Origin of the sequence: Sinomicrobium kalidii, from assembly GCF_021183825.1 — a bacterium.
In the GTDB taxonomy this organism is placed as follows: Bacteria; Bacteroidota; Bacteroidia; order Flavobacteriales; family Flavobacteriaceae; genus Sinomicrobium; species Sinomicrobium kalidii.
Genome location: NZ_CP089211.1, coordinates 2,575,249 through 2,589,226, shown reverse-complemented (window position 1 = coordinate 2,589,226; position 13,978 = coordinate 2,575,249). Strand labels below are relative to the sequence as shown.

At 45.6% G+C, this 13,978-nt stretch carries 15 protein-coding genes; 12 read left to right on the top strand and 3 right to left on the bottom strand.

What is annotated here, in order from left to right; genetic code table 11:
• Nucleotide 1: 1 nt before the first annotated feature.
• From hemE to hemB, 5 genes are all read left to right on the top strand, one after another.
• Complete coding sequence (gene hemE, locus LS482_RS10275; protein ID WP_233031698.1) at nucleotides 2–1,027, top strand: uroporphyrinogen decarboxylase; 1,026 nt, start codon at nucleotides 2–4, stop codon at nucleotides 1,025–1,027.
• A 76-nt stretch (nucleotides 1,028–1,103) separates the two neighbouring features.
• A complete protein-coding gene (locus LS482_RS10270) occupies nucleotides 1,104–1,613 on the top strand; it encodes a DUF6973 domain-containing protein (RefSeq protein WP_233031697.1) in 510 nt (169 codons plus the stop codon).
• 127 nt (nucleotides 1,614–1,740) lie between these two features.
• On the top strand, nucleotides 1,741–2,643 hold the full coding sequence (gene hemF / locus LS482_RS10265) for an oxygen-dependent coproporphyrinogen oxidase (RefSeq protein WP_233031696.1): 903 nt from the start codon (nucleotides 1,741–1,743) through the stop codon (nucleotides 2,641–2,643).
• Nucleotides 2,640–3,608 (top strand): DUF4421 domain-containing protein, encoded by a 969-nt coding sequence (locus tag LS482_RS10260; RefSeq protein WP_233031695.1) that lies wholly within the window; start codon nucleotides 2,640–2,642, stop codon nucleotides 3,606–3,608. The genes hemF and LS482_RS10260 overlap by 4 nt, the downstream gene beginning before the upstream one ends.
• Nucleotides 3,609–3,611: 3 nt before the next feature.
• On the top strand, nucleotides 3,612–4,604 hold the full coding sequence (gene hemB, locus LS482_RS10255) for a porphobilinogen synthase (RefSeq protein WP_233031694.1): 993 nt from the start codon (nucleotides 3,612–3,614) through the stop codon (nucleotides 4,602–4,604).
• Between the two features lie 38 nt (nucleotides 4,605–4,642).
• Here the strand turns inward: hemB and LS482_RS10250 are convergent, their stop codons facing one another.
• Complete coding sequence (locus LS482_RS10250; RefSeq protein ID WP_233031693.1) at nucleotides 4,643–5,698, bottom strand: DUF3667 domain-containing protein; 1,056 nt, start codon at nucleotides 5,696–5,698, stop codon at nucleotides 4,643–4,645.
• A 175-nt stretch (nucleotides 5,699–5,873) separates the two neighbouring features.
• On the opposite strand from LS482_RS10250, the gene LS482_RS10245 reads away from it, so the two are divergent.
• From LS482_RS10245 to LS482_RS10220, 6 genes are all read left to right on the top strand, one after another.
• The gene (locus tag LS482_RS10245) at nucleotides 5,874–6,233 is read left to right on the top strand and encodes a hypothetical protein (protein WP_233031692.1); all 360 of its coding nucleotides are present in this window, start codon (nucleotides 5,874–5,876) and stop codon (nucleotides 6,231–6,233) included.
• Between the two features lie 96 nt (nucleotides 6,234–6,329).
• On the top strand, nucleotides 6,330–6,800 hold the full coding sequence (locus tag LS482_RS10240) for a hypothetical protein (RefSeq protein ID WP_233031691.1): 471 nt from the start codon (nucleotides 6,330–6,332) through the stop codon (nucleotides 6,798–6,800).
• Between the two features lie 122 nt (nucleotides 6,801–6,922).
• Entirely contained in the window at nucleotides 6,923–7,999 is a 1,077-nt protein-coding gene (locus LS482_RS10235; protein ID WP_233031690.1) for a CNNM domain-containing protein, read from the top strand.
• Nucleotides 7,996–8,472, top strand: coding sequence for a methylated-DNA--[protein]-cysteine S-methyltransferase (locus tag LS482_RS10230; RefSeq protein WP_233031689.1), 477 nt, complete (start codon nucleotides 7,996–7,998; stop codon nucleotides 8,470–8,472). The genes LS482_RS10235 and LS482_RS10230 overlap by 4 nt, the downstream gene beginning before the upstream one ends.
• 76 nt (nucleotides 8,473–8,548) lie before the next feature.
• Nucleotides 8,549–9,703: a serine hydrolase domain-containing protein gene (locus LS482_RS10225; RefSeq protein WP_233031688.1), complete on the top strand. Its 1,155-nt coding sequence runs from the start codon at nucleotides 8,549–8,551 to the stop codon at nucleotides 9,701–9,703.
• Between the two features lies 1 nt (nucleotide 9,704).
• The gene (locus LS482_RS10220) at nucleotides 9,705–10,418 is read left to right on the top strand and encodes a 3'-5' exonuclease (protein ID WP_233031686.1); all 714 of its coding nucleotides are present in this window, start codon (nucleotides 9,705–9,707) and stop codon (nucleotides 10,416–10,418) included.
• Here the strand turns inward: LS482_RS10220 and LS482_RS10215 are convergent.
• On the bottom strand, nucleotides 10,407–11,372 hold the full coding sequence (locus LS482_RS10215) for an endonuclease/exonuclease/phosphatase family protein (RefSeq protein ID WP_233031684.1): 966 nt from the start codon (nucleotides 11,370–11,372) through the stop codon (nucleotides 10,407–10,409). The two genes, LS482_RS10220 and LS482_RS10215, sit on opposite strands and share 12 nt — an antisense overlap.
• Before the next feature lie 275 nt (nucleotides 11,373–11,647).
• Between LS482_RS10215 and hflX the strand changes: the two genes are divergently transcribed.
• Nucleotides 11,648–12,859, top strand: coding sequence for a GTPase HflX (gene hflX, locus LS482_RS10210; protein WP_233031682.1), 1,212 nt, complete (start codon nucleotides 11,648–11,650; stop codon nucleotides 12,857–12,859).
• A 98-nt stretch (nucleotides 12,860–12,957) separates the two neighbouring features.
• Here hflX and LS482_RS10205 read toward each other — a convergent pair whose 3' ends face one another.
• The gene (locus LS482_RS10205; RefSeq protein WP_233031680.1) at nucleotides 12,958–13,878 is read right to left on the bottom strand and encodes a DUF3078 domain-containing protein; all 921 of its coding nucleotides are present in this window, start codon (nucleotides 13,876–13,878) and stop codon (nucleotides 12,958–12,960) included.
• Nucleotides 13,879–13,978 lie beyond the last annotated feature (100 nt).

Below are 13,978 nucleotides of genomic sequence, written 5' to 3'. Positions count from 1 at the left end.
TATGATAAAGAACGACTTATTCCTGAGAGCCCTGAACGGAGAAACCGTTGAACGACCACCGGTGTGGATGATGCGCCAGGCGGGAAGGTACCTCCCCGAATTTCGCGCTTTGAGGGACAAATATGACTTTTTTACCCGTTGCCGAACACCCGAACTTGCAGCAGAGATTACCATACAACCCATCAGGATTGTAAAACCCGATGCGGCTATTCTCTTTTCTGACATCCTGGTCATTCCGCAAGCTATGGGCATTGAAGTGGAAATGAAAGAAAATATAGGTCCCTGGTTACCCAATCCTGTACGCACCCCGGCAGATGTGGAAAAAGCAAGGGTACCGGACATTCATGAGACCCTGGGTTATGTAATGGATGCCATAAAACTCACCAAACAGGAACTCAACGACGAAGTGCCGCTTATCGGGTTTGCCGGTTCGCCCTGGACCATTTTCTGTTATGCAGTGGAGGGAAAAGGCTCCAAAACATTCGATATGGCCAAGGGCTTTTGTTTTTCGCAACCGGAAGCTGCCCACACCCTGTTGCAAAAGATCACCGATACCACCATAGCCTACCTCCTCGAAAAAGTAAAGGCCGGCTGCGATGCCGTCCAGATTTTCGATAGCTGGGGAGGTATGCTGTCGCCCGTCGATTACCAGGAATTTTCCTGGAAATACATCAACCAGATCGTCGAAGCCCTCGCCCCGTATACCAAAGTCATCGTATTCGGAAAAGGCTGCTGGTTTGCCCTGAACGATATGGCCCGGAGCAAGGCAAGTGCACTGGGAGTAGACTGGACCTGTTCCGCAAGGAATGCACGCTACCTGAGCGGCGGGAAAATCACCCTTCAGGGAAATTTCGACCCTTCGCGATTACTGTCTCCCCCGGCTACCATCAGAAAAATGGTACACCAGATGATCTCCGAATTCGGAAAAGACAGCTACATCGCCAACCTGGGGCACGGCATATTGCCCAATATTCCGGTAGATCACGCCAGGGCATTTATTGATGCAGTCAAGGAATACAGGGAATAATAAACTCAAAAGATGCCTGCCCGTCTGGAAGTGAAAATCACATAACGAACCTCTACCGTTTCAAAAAACAAGGATAATGTCGTTATGGAAATTAATAAAACACCTGAAATTCCGGCAAATAACAAGCCTCCTGGCCTTATTTGCCAGACACCCGCTTATGCTGATCCCTACGGCAAAGGGCACCGGAAAGTGCCTGGACATATGCCGTAAACTGTATCCGGAAAAACACAAGGGCAACGGCAGGGCCAATGCTTTTCGCCATGCCCTCTGGAATGTCTTCCTTGCCAGGGAAGCCATGAAATGGAACAAAAATCCGGAAAAGTCCCTCGCCTGGGCCAAACAAATTACGGACTGGCACGAAAAATTTGCACCAAATCACGAACTTGCAAGGCATATGGACCTCCACAACAATGCCGTGGGAAGGGAATTGTTCGCCAAACGGCTTGATACCGGAGCGGAGTTTACGGATGCCGTAATCATCAAGGAGTTAAAAGAAACCATGACCTCAAGCAAAAAGATAACCGACGTGTCTGACATCCGGATGCATTCTGGAAAATTGGTCCATATAGAGGATGCCCCGGAGTGAAAAGTTTCCGGCTTTGTTCAACCCGGTGGTCCCGTTGCGGTCATCTCAGGCGTGATCGAGAAATCAACACATTAGTGATATAACACCTGCGAAAAATAAGCAGGTCTTTTGTCAAAACACATGAAGCATGAAACAAAAATTTTTCCATTACATACAGGAATTGCAGGACACCATAACCTCACAACTGGAACAGGCAGACGGCAAGGCAAAGTTCCGTGAAGACCTCTGGGATCGTCCCGGCGGCGGAGGCGGACGTACACGCGTCATAGAAAACGGTGATGTTTTTGAAAAGGGCGGAGTGAATATTTCGCGGGTTTTCGGGAAACTCCCGGAGACCATGCAGAACTATTTCGGTGTGGAAGGGGCCGATTTCTTCGCCTGCGGACTAAGCCTTGTGCTTCATCCCCGAAACCCTTTTGTCCCCACTGTACATGCCAACTGGCGGTATTTTGAAATGTACGACAAAGACGGCAATGTTGCCGACTGCTGGTTTGGCGGCGGACAGGACCTCACGCCCTATTACCTTTTCGATGAGGATGCCGGACATTTTCACCAGGTCTGTAAATCGGCCTGTGACAAACACGACCCTTCCTTTTATAATGATTTCAAAAAGAAATGCGACAATTATTTCTGGAATACCCACAGGAATGAAGCCCGCGGCGTAGGCGGTCTTTTTTTTGATTACTGCAAACCGTCCGAAAAAATGGCTGTGGAAGACTGGTACGGTTTTGTTACCGAAGTGGGCAACAGTTTCCTGGAGGCTTACCTTCCCATTGTATTGCGAAGAAAAGATCTTCCGTACTCCGAAGAACACCGTAACTGGCAGGAAATCCGGCGGGGCAGGTATGTGGAGTTCAACCTTGTACACGATAAAGGGACCTTATTCGGCCTGAAGACCAACGGACGCATAGAAAGCATTTTAATGAGCCTCCCGCCCCGTGTGCAATGGGTATATGACCATCATCCCGAAAAAGGGAGTGAGGAAGAGAAATTACTCCATGTTCTCAAAGCACCTAAATCCTGGGTATGAAACCATCATCTTTAATCCTTTTTATTCTTTTTTTCAGCATTTCAACGAATGCCCAGGAGACTACAGGAGCCATTATTTATGACGAAAGGGATGACTACATCGAATCGTTTCCCAACAGAATAACAGCGCGTTTGTTTTATGTGAACACTTCAAATTCCTTTAATTTAAATGACAAGAGTTCCGGAGATGTTAAACTGATTCCCAACAAACAAGACCGTATCGGTGCTTCGGTATCTTTCAGGGCTATCTCAATCTCTTATTCCATCGCACCGGATTTCCTCGCCGAGAATAAAGACAACAACGATTCAAAATTATTCAGCCTGAACCTGAGAACTTATTTTGGTAAATGGATGCAGACCCTGGATCTGTATCAGGAGAAAGGTTTTTTTATTGCATATGAAAATAACAGTCTCTATTACCCGAAAATAAAATCCTTTAAAATCGGTGGTTCCACATCTTATATTTTAAACGATAAGTTTTCATTCAGGGCCATAGCTTCCCAAAATGAAAAACAACTGCAAAATGCCGGGAGTTTCATTCCCGGAATTGTATATTATTACACCAAGCTGGATCTCAATATGGATTCGCTCAACGACGATATGTATTTGTTTGACATAGCACTTTCACCTGCTTATTATTACAATATGGTGCCGGCAAAAAACCTGTTACTATTGGCCGGTATCTCAGCCGGTATCGGTTTGAACTATTCAAATTCCAACGAGAAATCAACAACGTCACTCTTAACGGAATTAAACCTTAAAGGCACATTGACTTATGACCTGTCCAATATCTATCTGGGAGCCCATTACAGTTACCTGTTTTTAAATCACAGTACAGAGCATTCAACCCGTGTAAATGACCGTATTCCTTTTTTTCAGGTCTTTATCGGTTATCGGTTTAAAGCACCAAAAAAGTTAGTTGCCAAAGCTGATAAGATCAATAGTAAAATAAACACAAAACCCTAACATATGTATCCTCTAAAACGCAATAGACGCCTCCGAACCAATGAAAGCATTCGCTCGTTAGTACGCGAAACCATCATTACACCCAACGATTTTCTGGCACCCCTCTTTGTAACCGAAGGCAGCAACGTAAAGGAAGAGATCGCCTCCATGCCCGGTTATTACCGTTATAGCCTTGACCTGTTGGAGCAAGAGATCAGGGAATTATGGAAACTGGGCTTAAAATCCGTCCTGCTCTTTGTAAAGGTTCCCGAAAACCTGAAAGACAATAAAGGTTCGGAAGCTGTCAATCCCGACGGTCTCATGCAGCGAGCCATAAAAACCGTAAAGGACACGGTTCCGGAAATGCTGGTGATGACCGATGTGGCCCTGGACCCCTATTCGTCCTGCGGGCATGACGGCATCGTGGAAAACGGACGTATCCTGAACGATGAATCGGTAGACGCCCTTACCGAAATGAGCCTTTCCCATGCACAGGCCGGGGCCGATTTTGTAGCCCCCAGCGATATGATGGACGGGCGTATTCTCTCCATCCGTGAAGCCCTGGAAGAAGAAGGGTATACCGACACCGGCATTATGAGTTACAGCGCCAAATATGCCTCCGCTTTTTACGGGCCATTCCGGGATGCTCTCGATTCCGCCCCTGTAGACCGGAAAGATGTTCCCAAAAACAAAAAGACCTACCAGATGGATTACGGTAACCGCATAGAAGCACTTCGTGAAACCGAAATGGACATTGACGAAGGCGCCGATATCGTCATGGTGAAGCCCGGACTCTGCTATCTCGACATTGTAAGAGATATTAAAAATGAATTCGATGTCCCTGTGGCAGTCTATCAGGTGAGCGGTGAGTATGCCATGATAAAGGCCGCAGCCGAAAAAGGCTGGCTGGACCACGACGCCGTGATACTGGAACAACTTACTGCCATAAAACGCGCCGGGGCCGACATCATAGCCTCATATTTTGCCAAAGATGCGGTCAAATTGTTAAACAGATAACCCGGTTTTGTCATTTCGGATGACCATCGAAAAGGTTGTCACAGGACCAACAGGGAAATATACAGTTCATAAATCAGGGCTATCCAGAAAAGAAAAAAATAGGTAAATCCCAGTATATTGAACTTTATGAGCGCCTTAAACCATCCCTGCCGGTATACCTTTAACACAGACACAAAGGTATAAAGAGACACCGCTAAAAACGAGATCGTACCTATCCACCAGGCATTTCCCAGTTTAAAATAGATCAGGACAATCGCGATGCCGTAAATGAGATAGGCAAAACAATGTACATGCAGGCCGTGGATAAGATGTTCCACATAATACCACGGTCTGCGTATATACAGCAGCTTCAGGATCAGTGCAAAAAAGGGCAGCAGAAAAAGCATCATTACAGGCAGGTTCCGTGCAAAGCCCACCATGAACAAATTGGAATTCGCCACGAAATTCCGCTGCTGTTTCATGTCCAGGAAATCAAATACTTTCAGTTCGTTCTTCTTCATAACACCGGCAAAAGTGCTATCGGATACCAACGGGTCCTGTGCCATTAGCTTCAATTCTTTCCAGCCCAATTTGCCTGAAGCCGTATCAGCCATTTTTCCTGTTATGCTATCCAAATTATATACAATATTGAGGTTGTTTTCTTTTGTAAGCCGTATCACACTATCCAGCTCCATTTGTTCCTGCGCACTCAACGAATTTCTTATTTCAGACTGTTGCATGGATTCATCTAAAAATGCCCCCATATAATCTCCGGCCATGACCTGATCAAAAAAGTTGCGGGGCACAATAAGGCTCACTGCAAAGAAATAGAACAGGGACATCACCAGGTACAGGCGAATGGGATTCAGATATGCCCTTCTTTTTCCCTCGTTATACGTATTTGTCAGCTTCCCCGGCCTGAACAAAAAGACCGGAACCGTCCTGAAAAAGGTAGAATCAAAACTTAAATAATTGGAAAAAAAGTCGGCCATAAATATACCCAGTGGTACTTTCCGGTCCAGGTTTTCCTGACCGCATACCGGACAATAGTTGTCCTTTTCAGTCAATTCGGTCCGACAATTAAGACAATAGGGAAGATGTTTTCTTTTTTTCATGAAAAATGCCCGTTGGGGTATGGCGAATAAAAATAGTAAAAACACCTTATGAAAAACAAAAAGAATACGCCAAAAGTCCAAAATCCCTTCTTACCCTGGATTTTTCGTACAAATTACTTAAAATTTTAACTTCGATTTGGCTTTTGCTCCGCGGTATTCAGCGTAATTTTGCAGCGTGAAAAAACAACGGTACAAAATATACGTTTCTCTCGCCTTTGTTTTATTATGGCTATGTGCCCTGTGGGGAACGGCTTCCGAAATTGCAACTGTTAAGGCAAAGGCCGGAAACTATACCTCCTACAGCATTGCCAAAGCTACAGCTCCATCCGGTCTGCTGGCAGAGGAAGAATTGTCACGCACCCTTTTAGGGGGTGATATCAAAAACCTGTCTTACGGGTTGCCCGTACCACAGTTTACCTATTACGGATTACCGTGCCTCCCCCTCCGTATTTTCGAAGCATTTCACACCGGAAAACCCAAAGACCTCAAACACCGTATAGCGCAATTACTATTTCCATTTCACTTTTTTTATTGATACGCACTTCTTCCTTCCTGACCAGTATTAACCTGAATGTCAATAACATTAAAAGGAAATACACCGTATCATAAATTCAATTAAAAAAACATAGAAATGGATTTCATATCTCTTGAAATGGGGCTTGCATTCCTGTTGGTCTTCATGGCCCCCGTGATTTATATCCTGACCAAGGAAAACAGGAAAAAGAAAAAGCTGAACGCGAATATCAATAAGATCTGTGCCGAGCACAACATCAAAAACCTGAGCAGGGAAGCCATAGGTTCCCAGGTGTTTGTCCTGGATAATAGTGAAAAAAAACTGCTGAATTATCACACGAAACAAAAGCGTTTCGACATTATAGACCTTCGGGATTTCGACTCCTGTATACTGCAAAAATCCGGGTATAGGAACGACAATTACAAAACCATTCTCCGGGACATTTCCATTAGTTTCCATAAAAAAAGCCAGGGAAAACCCCTCCAGATCAGCGTATACGACGATTCTTATGAAAACCCGCTGGAAGCAGAAGCCATTTTATACGAAACCGACCGTTTCGTACGGTTCCTGAATACACAGCTTTCATAAATACCTTGTATAAAAGCTGTCCGGAAGTATTCCGGGCAGTTTTTTCCTTTCCCTTTTGCCATATCACTTCCAAACCGGTTTTAATTTCCTAAATTAGCATTTGTTAAAACCAAGAAGAACAAATGGCCTTATTAATTTTCTACGCCACCATATCCATATTTTTTTCCTTCCTGTGTTCCGTACTGGAGGCTGTTTTACTAAGTGTTAACCCCACTTTTATAAATCTGAAAAAACAGGAAGGAAAAAGCTATGCAAATAATCTGGAGGCTCTTAAAAACGACGTGGACAAACCGCTGATAGCCATCCTCACCCTGAATACCGTGGCCCACACGGTAGGAGCCATCCTGGTAGGGGTACAGGCGGAGAAAACATTCGGCAGCGGTAACAATGCCGTGGGAATTGTTTCGGCAATAATGACCGTGCTGATCCTGGTAGTATCGGAGATCATTCCGAAAACCATAGGGGCTACATTCTGGAAACAACTGGCAAACTTTACCTCCAAAGCCCTCAATATCATTATATTCCCATTGCATTACACCGGCATCCTGTGGACACTTCGCCTTGCTACAAGGCTCATAGGCGGAAAGCATACACATGAATCGGTTTTCAGCAGGGAAGATTTTTCGGCGATGACCGACATTGCCGAAAAAGAAGGCGTTTTTGACGAAAGCGAGAGCAAGGTCATCAAAAACCTTTTGCAGTTTGACGAAGTACAGGCCAAGGATATCATGACCCCGAGAACCGTGATCAAAACGGCTTCCGAAGACCTTACGATAGAGGAGTTTTTTAAGAACAACCCGAAACTCCGGTTTTCCAGGATACCTATTTATAAAGGCAACCCCGACAACATTACCGGGTTTATCCTGAAGGACGAGGTCATGGAAGAGATCATCAACGGTAATGGTAACATGAAACTGGCCGATATCAGGCGTAACATTCTTGTCATCCAGCGAAGCCTGCCTATTCCAAAGCTTTTTGAGAGTTTTATCGTACAGCGGGACCACATTGCCCTGATCGTGGACGAATACGGCTCCGTAAGCGGACTGGTAACCATGGAAGACGTTATCGAAACCCTGCTGGGCCTGGAGATCGTGGATGAAAGCGACAACGTGGAAAATCTTCAGGTACTGGCCAGGAGGAACTGGCAGTTACGCGCCAAGCGATTGGGTATCATTAACGACAAAGACGAGGAACCATGATGACCGTACACATCAAAACACCTCTTGGCCCTGCCCGGATACGGGGAGATGAAAACGGTATTGCTTCCGTTTCCGCCCTCAATACGGAAGATATCACCTATGACGAAGTTATCCCTGAAGTACTGGAAGACTGTGCTTATCAACTAAGGGAATATTTCGAAGGAAAACGGCAGGAATTTGACCTGAAACTGAACCCCGAAGGGTCGGATTTTCAGAAACGCGTATGGGACGAACTTTTGAAAATCCCCTACGGGAAAACCACGTCGTACCTGGAACTCTCCAAAAAGCTGGGCGACGTAAAGGCTATCCGTGCCGTAGCGGGGGCTAATGGGAAAAATCCGCTCTGGGTCATTGTGCCGTGCCACCGTGTTATAGGAAGTGACGGTTCAATGACGGGCTACGGGGCCGGGATATGGCGAAAAAAATGGTTGCTGGAGCACGAAAGTCCGTATAAGCAGCAGTCCCTTTTCTGAATTTAACAAAACTCCGGTTTCCCCAAAAGGAGCAGATAATTTATTATCTTTAATTCCGTTAAATCAACCTGTCCTCATGAAATTCCTCAAGATATTTTTCAAATGGCTCATCGCCCTTGTTATCCTGCTCATCGTTTCTCTGTACCTGTTTAATTACGATTATCTCATCAAGGCCGTTATCAATGTTTACGGTACGGGGCATACCACAGCTTACCTGAACGACTACACTGTTTTTGACAATCGTATTATCGAAAAAGGTGATCCGCAACCCTGGCCTCTGCACCGGGATTACAACAAAGTTGACCCCACCGAAAAGCTACAGGCCCTCCACAAAGAAATGGGTACCGTTGCTTTTGCAATTATCAAAAATGACAGCATATGGTATGAGCAATATTACGAGAGTTATGACAAAAACTCCAAAAGCAACTCTTTTTCCATGGCCAAAAGCATGGTTTCGGCGATGCTGGGTAAAGCCATTACGGAAGGTAAAATAAAAAGCCTGGACCAGCCGGTAAGTGATTTTTTTCCTGAATTTTCCGAAGGCATGGCTGCCCGTTTAACGGTAGGCGACCTCTCATCCATGTCAAGCGGACTCAACTGGGACGAATCGTATTACAGTCCGTTCTCCATTACCACCAGGGCCTATTTTGACGACAACCTTCGCGATATTATCCTCGGGCTGAAAGTAGTGGAAGAACCGGGACAATCCTACAAATACCTGAGCGGCAACACGGAACTGCTGGCCATGGTACTGGAAAAAGCCACCGGGCAAACACTGTCTGCCTACCTTTCCGATAATTTCTGGAAACCCCTGGGAGCTGAAAACAATGCCTTATGGCAACTGGACAGCGAAAAATACGGCATGGAAAAAGCCTATTGCTGTGTGGCCGGCAATGCCAGGGATTTTGCCCGCTTCGGAAAATTGTATAAGGACCACGGCAAATGGAACGGAAAACAATTGCTCGACTCCGCTTTTATTGCCAGATCTGTAACACCGCGATTCCCGGACACTCCGCAATACGGTTACGGTTTTTGGCTCAGCAATTACAAAAACAAGGATATTTTTTACATGCGCGGGCATCTCGGGCAATATGTTATTGTAATCCCGGAAGACGATCTTATTATTGTCCGGCTCGGCCATCGCAAAGCCAAACGCACCGGGGATGATCCGCACAGCAGTGACTTTTATACCTATATTGATGAAGCCTTTACAATGTTAAACCAAACATAACATGTTACAAAAGATCAACATCGAAAATATTCTTTTTCTGGATATCGAAACTGTTCCCCAAAAGGAAAATTTCAGCCGGTTGACAAGTGAAGAACAGGACCTCTGGGAACAAAAAACAGCCTACCAGCGAAAGGACGATTACAGTCCGGAAGAATTTTATGACAGGGCAGGGATCTGGGCGGAATTCGGGAAAATAATATGTATTTCCGTAGGGTATTTTTATTCCAAAGGAAATGACAGACAGTTCCGTACCACTTCCTTTTACGGCGAAGAGCAAAAACTGCTTACCGAATTCAAAAACCTGCTGGAAGGACATTTCAGCCAGCCTTATCACCTTCTGTGTGCACACAACGGAAAAGAATTCGACTTTCCGTATATTGCCCGCCGTATGATCATCCACAGCATACAAATTCCCTTCAAACTGAACCTTTTCGGTAAAAAACCCTGGGAAGTGCCGCACCTGGACACAATGGAACTGTGGAAATTCGGTGACTACAAACACTTTACTTCCCTGAAACTCCTGACCAATATTCTCAATGTCCCCTCGCCCAAAGACGATATTGACGGCAGCCAGGTAAGGGACGTTTTCTACGAGGAAAAAGACATTGACAAGATAATAACGTACTGTGAAAAGGATGTGGTAGCCACGGCACAGGTGTTTTTACGGTTCCGGGGAGAGGACATCCTGCCCGAAGATGCCATCCTACACATTTAGTTTCAGCTGCACATATACCGGGAAATGATCGCTATACCCCCCGAAATACCTCCTCCCTGCATAGGTGCGGAAAGGCGTTCCTTTAAACTTCCCCGACCATTCCCTGAGAAACCGTTTGTCGAAAATATCTGCATGGGCAAAACTATGGGTCCCTTTCTTTTCCACAAAGAAATCACGGGAGAACAATATCTGGTCAAATAAACTCCATTTAAAATTGTAATTGGCACTCCCCCTGTCATGGGAATGCAATCGTTCCATCGGGTTGTACAGGTCGGGAGATAACAGGTGTTCTTTCACACTTTTAGAAAACGGGTTGTCGTTAAAATCCCCCATAATGATAAAGGCGGGGGCTTCTTCTTCCCGTTTCACCTTATCCATGATTTCGTGTACCACTCCGGCGGCGGCAACACGCTTATAGGCTGTATCTTCATCCCCGTCCCTGCGCGAAGGCCAGTGGTTTACCAGCAAATGGATACGCTGGTTGTTCAGCAAACCGGTAACGTGAAGTATGTCGCGGGTATAATCGCGCTGGCCATCCGGATTGTCTACCAGCAGGGGCACGGCTTCGGAAGCGGTCACTTCAAAATGGCGGGACTGGTAGATCAAAGCCGTGTCTATCCCCCGCTCATCCGGGGAATCGTAATGTACCAGTTTGTACCCTTTGTCCTTCAGACGACGCGATTCCAGCAGTGCCTCGATAACCTGCCGGTTTTCCACTTCGGCAAGACCTACCAGCACGGGAGGTCTCCGGCTCGTTTTATACCCGATATCGGATATTGCCCTCCCCAGTTTGAACAGCTTATTGCGATACCGTTTTTTCGTCCAGCGCAAAACACTCTCCGGTGTAAAATCGTCATCGAGGGTTTCCGGATCATTGCGGATATCGAACAGGTTTTCGAGGTTGTAAAAGCCTACAGTATAAAGGTCTTGGGCCGGTTTCTTTTTAAAAAACATAAGGTACGGACATATTTTAAAAACTAAAAGTAACAATTATACAGCCGGGACGGAAATGATTTTGTAAGACTGAAGAAATAAAGTCCGCTTTTTTTTCCGGCCACAGCGTTCAAATCCGTAAACAACAGCCCTCGAAAAGAACGGAATTATGTACCTTTGTATTCCATTAAATCCCACGTATACATTTTGTTACTATCGGTTTGAGGAAACGGGGAATGGTCAAAAAAACAAAAAATCATTAAAAACAGCCGGTAGTTTATTGTTGATTAAATTTTATGCTGGAAAAAAAGACCTTAAATTATGAAAAAGTAGTGCTCATTGGTGTGATAAACCAGGAGCAGGATGAGGAGAAGTCTAACGAATACCTGGATGAACTGGAATTCCTTAGCTATACTGCCGGGGGTGAAGTTGTGAAACGTTTTACACAAAAAATAGACATCCCCAATCCGAAGACCTTTATCGGCAAGGGAAAAATGGAAGATGTTGCAGCCTTTGTAAAAACACACGAAATAGGCACGGTGATCTTTGACGACGAGCTTTCCCCGGCCCAGCAAAAGAACATAGAGAAAATACTTCGCTGCAAGATACTGGACCGTACCAGCCTCATCCTGGATATTTTTGCCCAACGGGCCCAGACCTCCTATGCCCGGACGCAGGTGGAACTGGCACAATACGAATACCTGCTCCCGCGATTGGCGGGATTGTGGACCCACCTTGAGCGGCAGCGTGGTGGTATCGGGATGCGTGGTCCGGGGGAAACCGAGATCGAGACCGACCGCCGTATTGTACGCGACCGCATTTCCCTGCTGAAAAAGAAACTGGCCACCATTGACAAGCAAATGGCCACCCAGCGCGGAAACCGCGGAGCACTGGTAAGGGTAGCACTGGTTGGGTATACTAACGTAGGGAAATCCACATTGATGAACGTGATAAGCAAAAGCGATGTGTTTGCCGAAAACAAACTCTTTGCCACGCTGGACACCACGGTCCGAAAGGTGGTTATAGGCAACCTGCCGTTTCTGCTGAGCGATACCGTAGGGTTTATCCGTAAACTGCCCACACAACTGGTGGAATCGTTCAAAAGTACGCTTGACGAGGTGAGGGAAGCCGACCTTCTGCTGCATGTTGTCGATATTTCGCATCCCAACTTTGAGGAACACATTGCCTCGGTAAACCAGATACTATCGGAAATAGACACATCAGACAAACCCACCCTTATGGTATTCAACAAGATTGACCAGTATACTCACGAGACCATAGCTCCGGACGATCTTGCCACCGAAAAATCGGCAAAACACTTTACCATAGACGACTGGAAACATACATGGATGAACCGGATGAACGGGCAGGCATTGTTTATATCTGCCTTAAACAAGGAAAACCTGTCGGAGTTCAGGAAAAAGGTTTATGAGGAAGTCCGGAAGATCCATGTTACCCGGTTTCCTTACAACAACTTTTTGTACCCGGAGTACACCGACGATTTTTAAAAAGCAAAGCCCGTTGAGAAGAATAAAATACATTATTCTTTCCAACGGGCACTTTATGTCTACATCTCTCCCCCTACAGGAGGAAATTTCAATATGTCTTAAAATGCGAAATTAACACCGAGGCCAAACACTTCCCTGATCTGGAATCCCTTATAGGCATTATCGTCATATATCGTCTGGAAGGTCAGGTTTGTGGAGAGGTAATCGTTGATTTTCATTACCAGGTTTAACGTATAGTCCAGGTCCACATTCTGGGGGTCTTCGAGGTAATTGGAATACAGGCTGAGGATATTCTCCGCCGATACATTTTGCATAATGTTAAACTTGTAATATCCGGCTGCATAAAACCCCAGTTCGTAACGGAAGCTGTCTCCCGGGTCAACACCAAAGGTCTCTACATCGTCGCTGGACACGAAAGTGGCGCTGGCCTTGTCATAAGTAAAGACTTCACCGGTAAGAATAGTCATTTTGGAAGTAACCGGTGCCAGGTTAAACTTCAGGTTATTGCTTTTTTTCCACAGCATACCGGGGCCGAAGGTCAGGTAAGCAGGTTTAAAAAATCCGGAAGTCGCAAACTCTTCTTCCTCATCGTTAGTGTAATCGTATCCGTCGGTAAACTGGGTTCGGAAGTTTACAAAGAACGAATAACTCCAGTATCCCGTTGCTTTTTTACCCAACAGGGAGTTAAATTCCAGCCGGTCATCAGTCTTTCTGGTATTTTCGTCCTTGATCTTTGTCAAACCGTAGCTGGCAATGATCTTGTTGTCCCAGGTCCAGTCGCCTTTTGTGTAGTTAAAATCGTAATTCAGGCTCAGGTTTCCGGCAATGTTGTTTTGCCCTCCGGCAATCCAGTTGGAAAACGCCGACTGATTCAATAAAAAGGTAACGGTACCGCCACGGACCCAACCTTCCTGTCTTGTGGTGTCTTGTGCCTTGTTAAATGAATCTTCATCCATTACCTGTGCTTTAACTGCCATTGCGCACAGTGCAAAGGCAAGTGTGAATACAATTTTTCTCATCTCCTTATTTTTTAATTTTTTAAGCCCTAAACGTAAATCGGACGTCTTGTTCTGACAAAAATAAGAAGTTTTTTAACACATGTGAGGGATAAAGTGTACG

Excerpts from the sequence above, each read along its gene's own strand:
- hemE (WP_233031698.1), top strand. The coding sequence starts at position 2 with ATGATAAAGAACGACTTATTCCTGAGAGCCCTGAACGGAGAAACCGTT.
- LS482_RS10270 (WP_233031697.1), top strand. The coding sequence starts at position 1,104 with ATGTCGTTATGGAAATTAATAAAACACCTGAAATTCCGGCAAATAACA.
- hemF (WP_233031696.1), top strand. The coding sequence starts at position 1,741 with ATGAAACAAAAATTTTTCCATTACATACAGGAATTGCAGGACACCATA.
- LS482_RS10260 (WP_233031695.1), top strand. The coding sequence starts at position 2,640 with ATGAAACCATCATCTTTAATCCTTTTTATTCTTTTTTTCAGCATTTCA.
- hemB (WP_233031694.1), top strand. The coding sequence starts at position 3,612 with ATGTATCCTCTAAAACGCAATAGACGCCTCCGAACCAATGAAAGCATT.
- LS482_RS10250 (WP_233031693.1), bottom strand. The coding sequence starts at position 5,698 with ATGAAAAAAAGAAAACATCTTCCCTATTGTCTTAATTGTCGGACCGAA.
- LS482_RS10240 (WP_233031691.1), top strand. The coding sequence starts at position 6,330 with ATGGATTTCATATCTCTTGAAATGGGGCTTGCATTCCTGTTGGTCTTC.
- LS482_RS10235 (WP_233031690.1), top strand. The coding sequence starts at position 6,923 with ATGGCCTTATTAATTTTCTACGCCACCATATCCATATTTTTTTCCTTC.
- LS482_RS10230 (WP_233031689.1), top strand. The coding sequence starts at position 7,996 with ATGATGACCGTACACATCAAAACACCTCTTGGCCCTGCCCGGATACGG.
- LS482_RS10225 (WP_233031688.1), top strand. The coding sequence starts at position 8,549 with ATGAAATTCCTCAAGATATTTTTCAAATGGCTCATCGCCCTTGTTATC.
- LS482_RS10220 (WP_233031686.1), top strand. The coding sequence starts at position 9,705 with ATGTTACAAAAGATCAACATCGAAAATATTCTTTTTCTGGATATCGAA.
- LS482_RS10215 (WP_233031684.1), bottom strand. The coding sequence starts at position 11,372 with ATGTTTTTTAAAAAGAAACCGGCCCAAGACCTTTATACTGTAGGCTTT.
- hflX (WP_233031682.1), top strand. The coding sequence starts at position 11,648 with ATGCTGGAAAAAAAGACCTTAAATTATGAAAAAGTAGTGCTCATTGGT.
- LS482_RS10205 (WP_233031680.1), bottom strand. The coding sequence starts at position 13,878 with ATGAGAAAAATTGTATTCACACTTGCCTTTGCACTGTGCGCAATGGCA.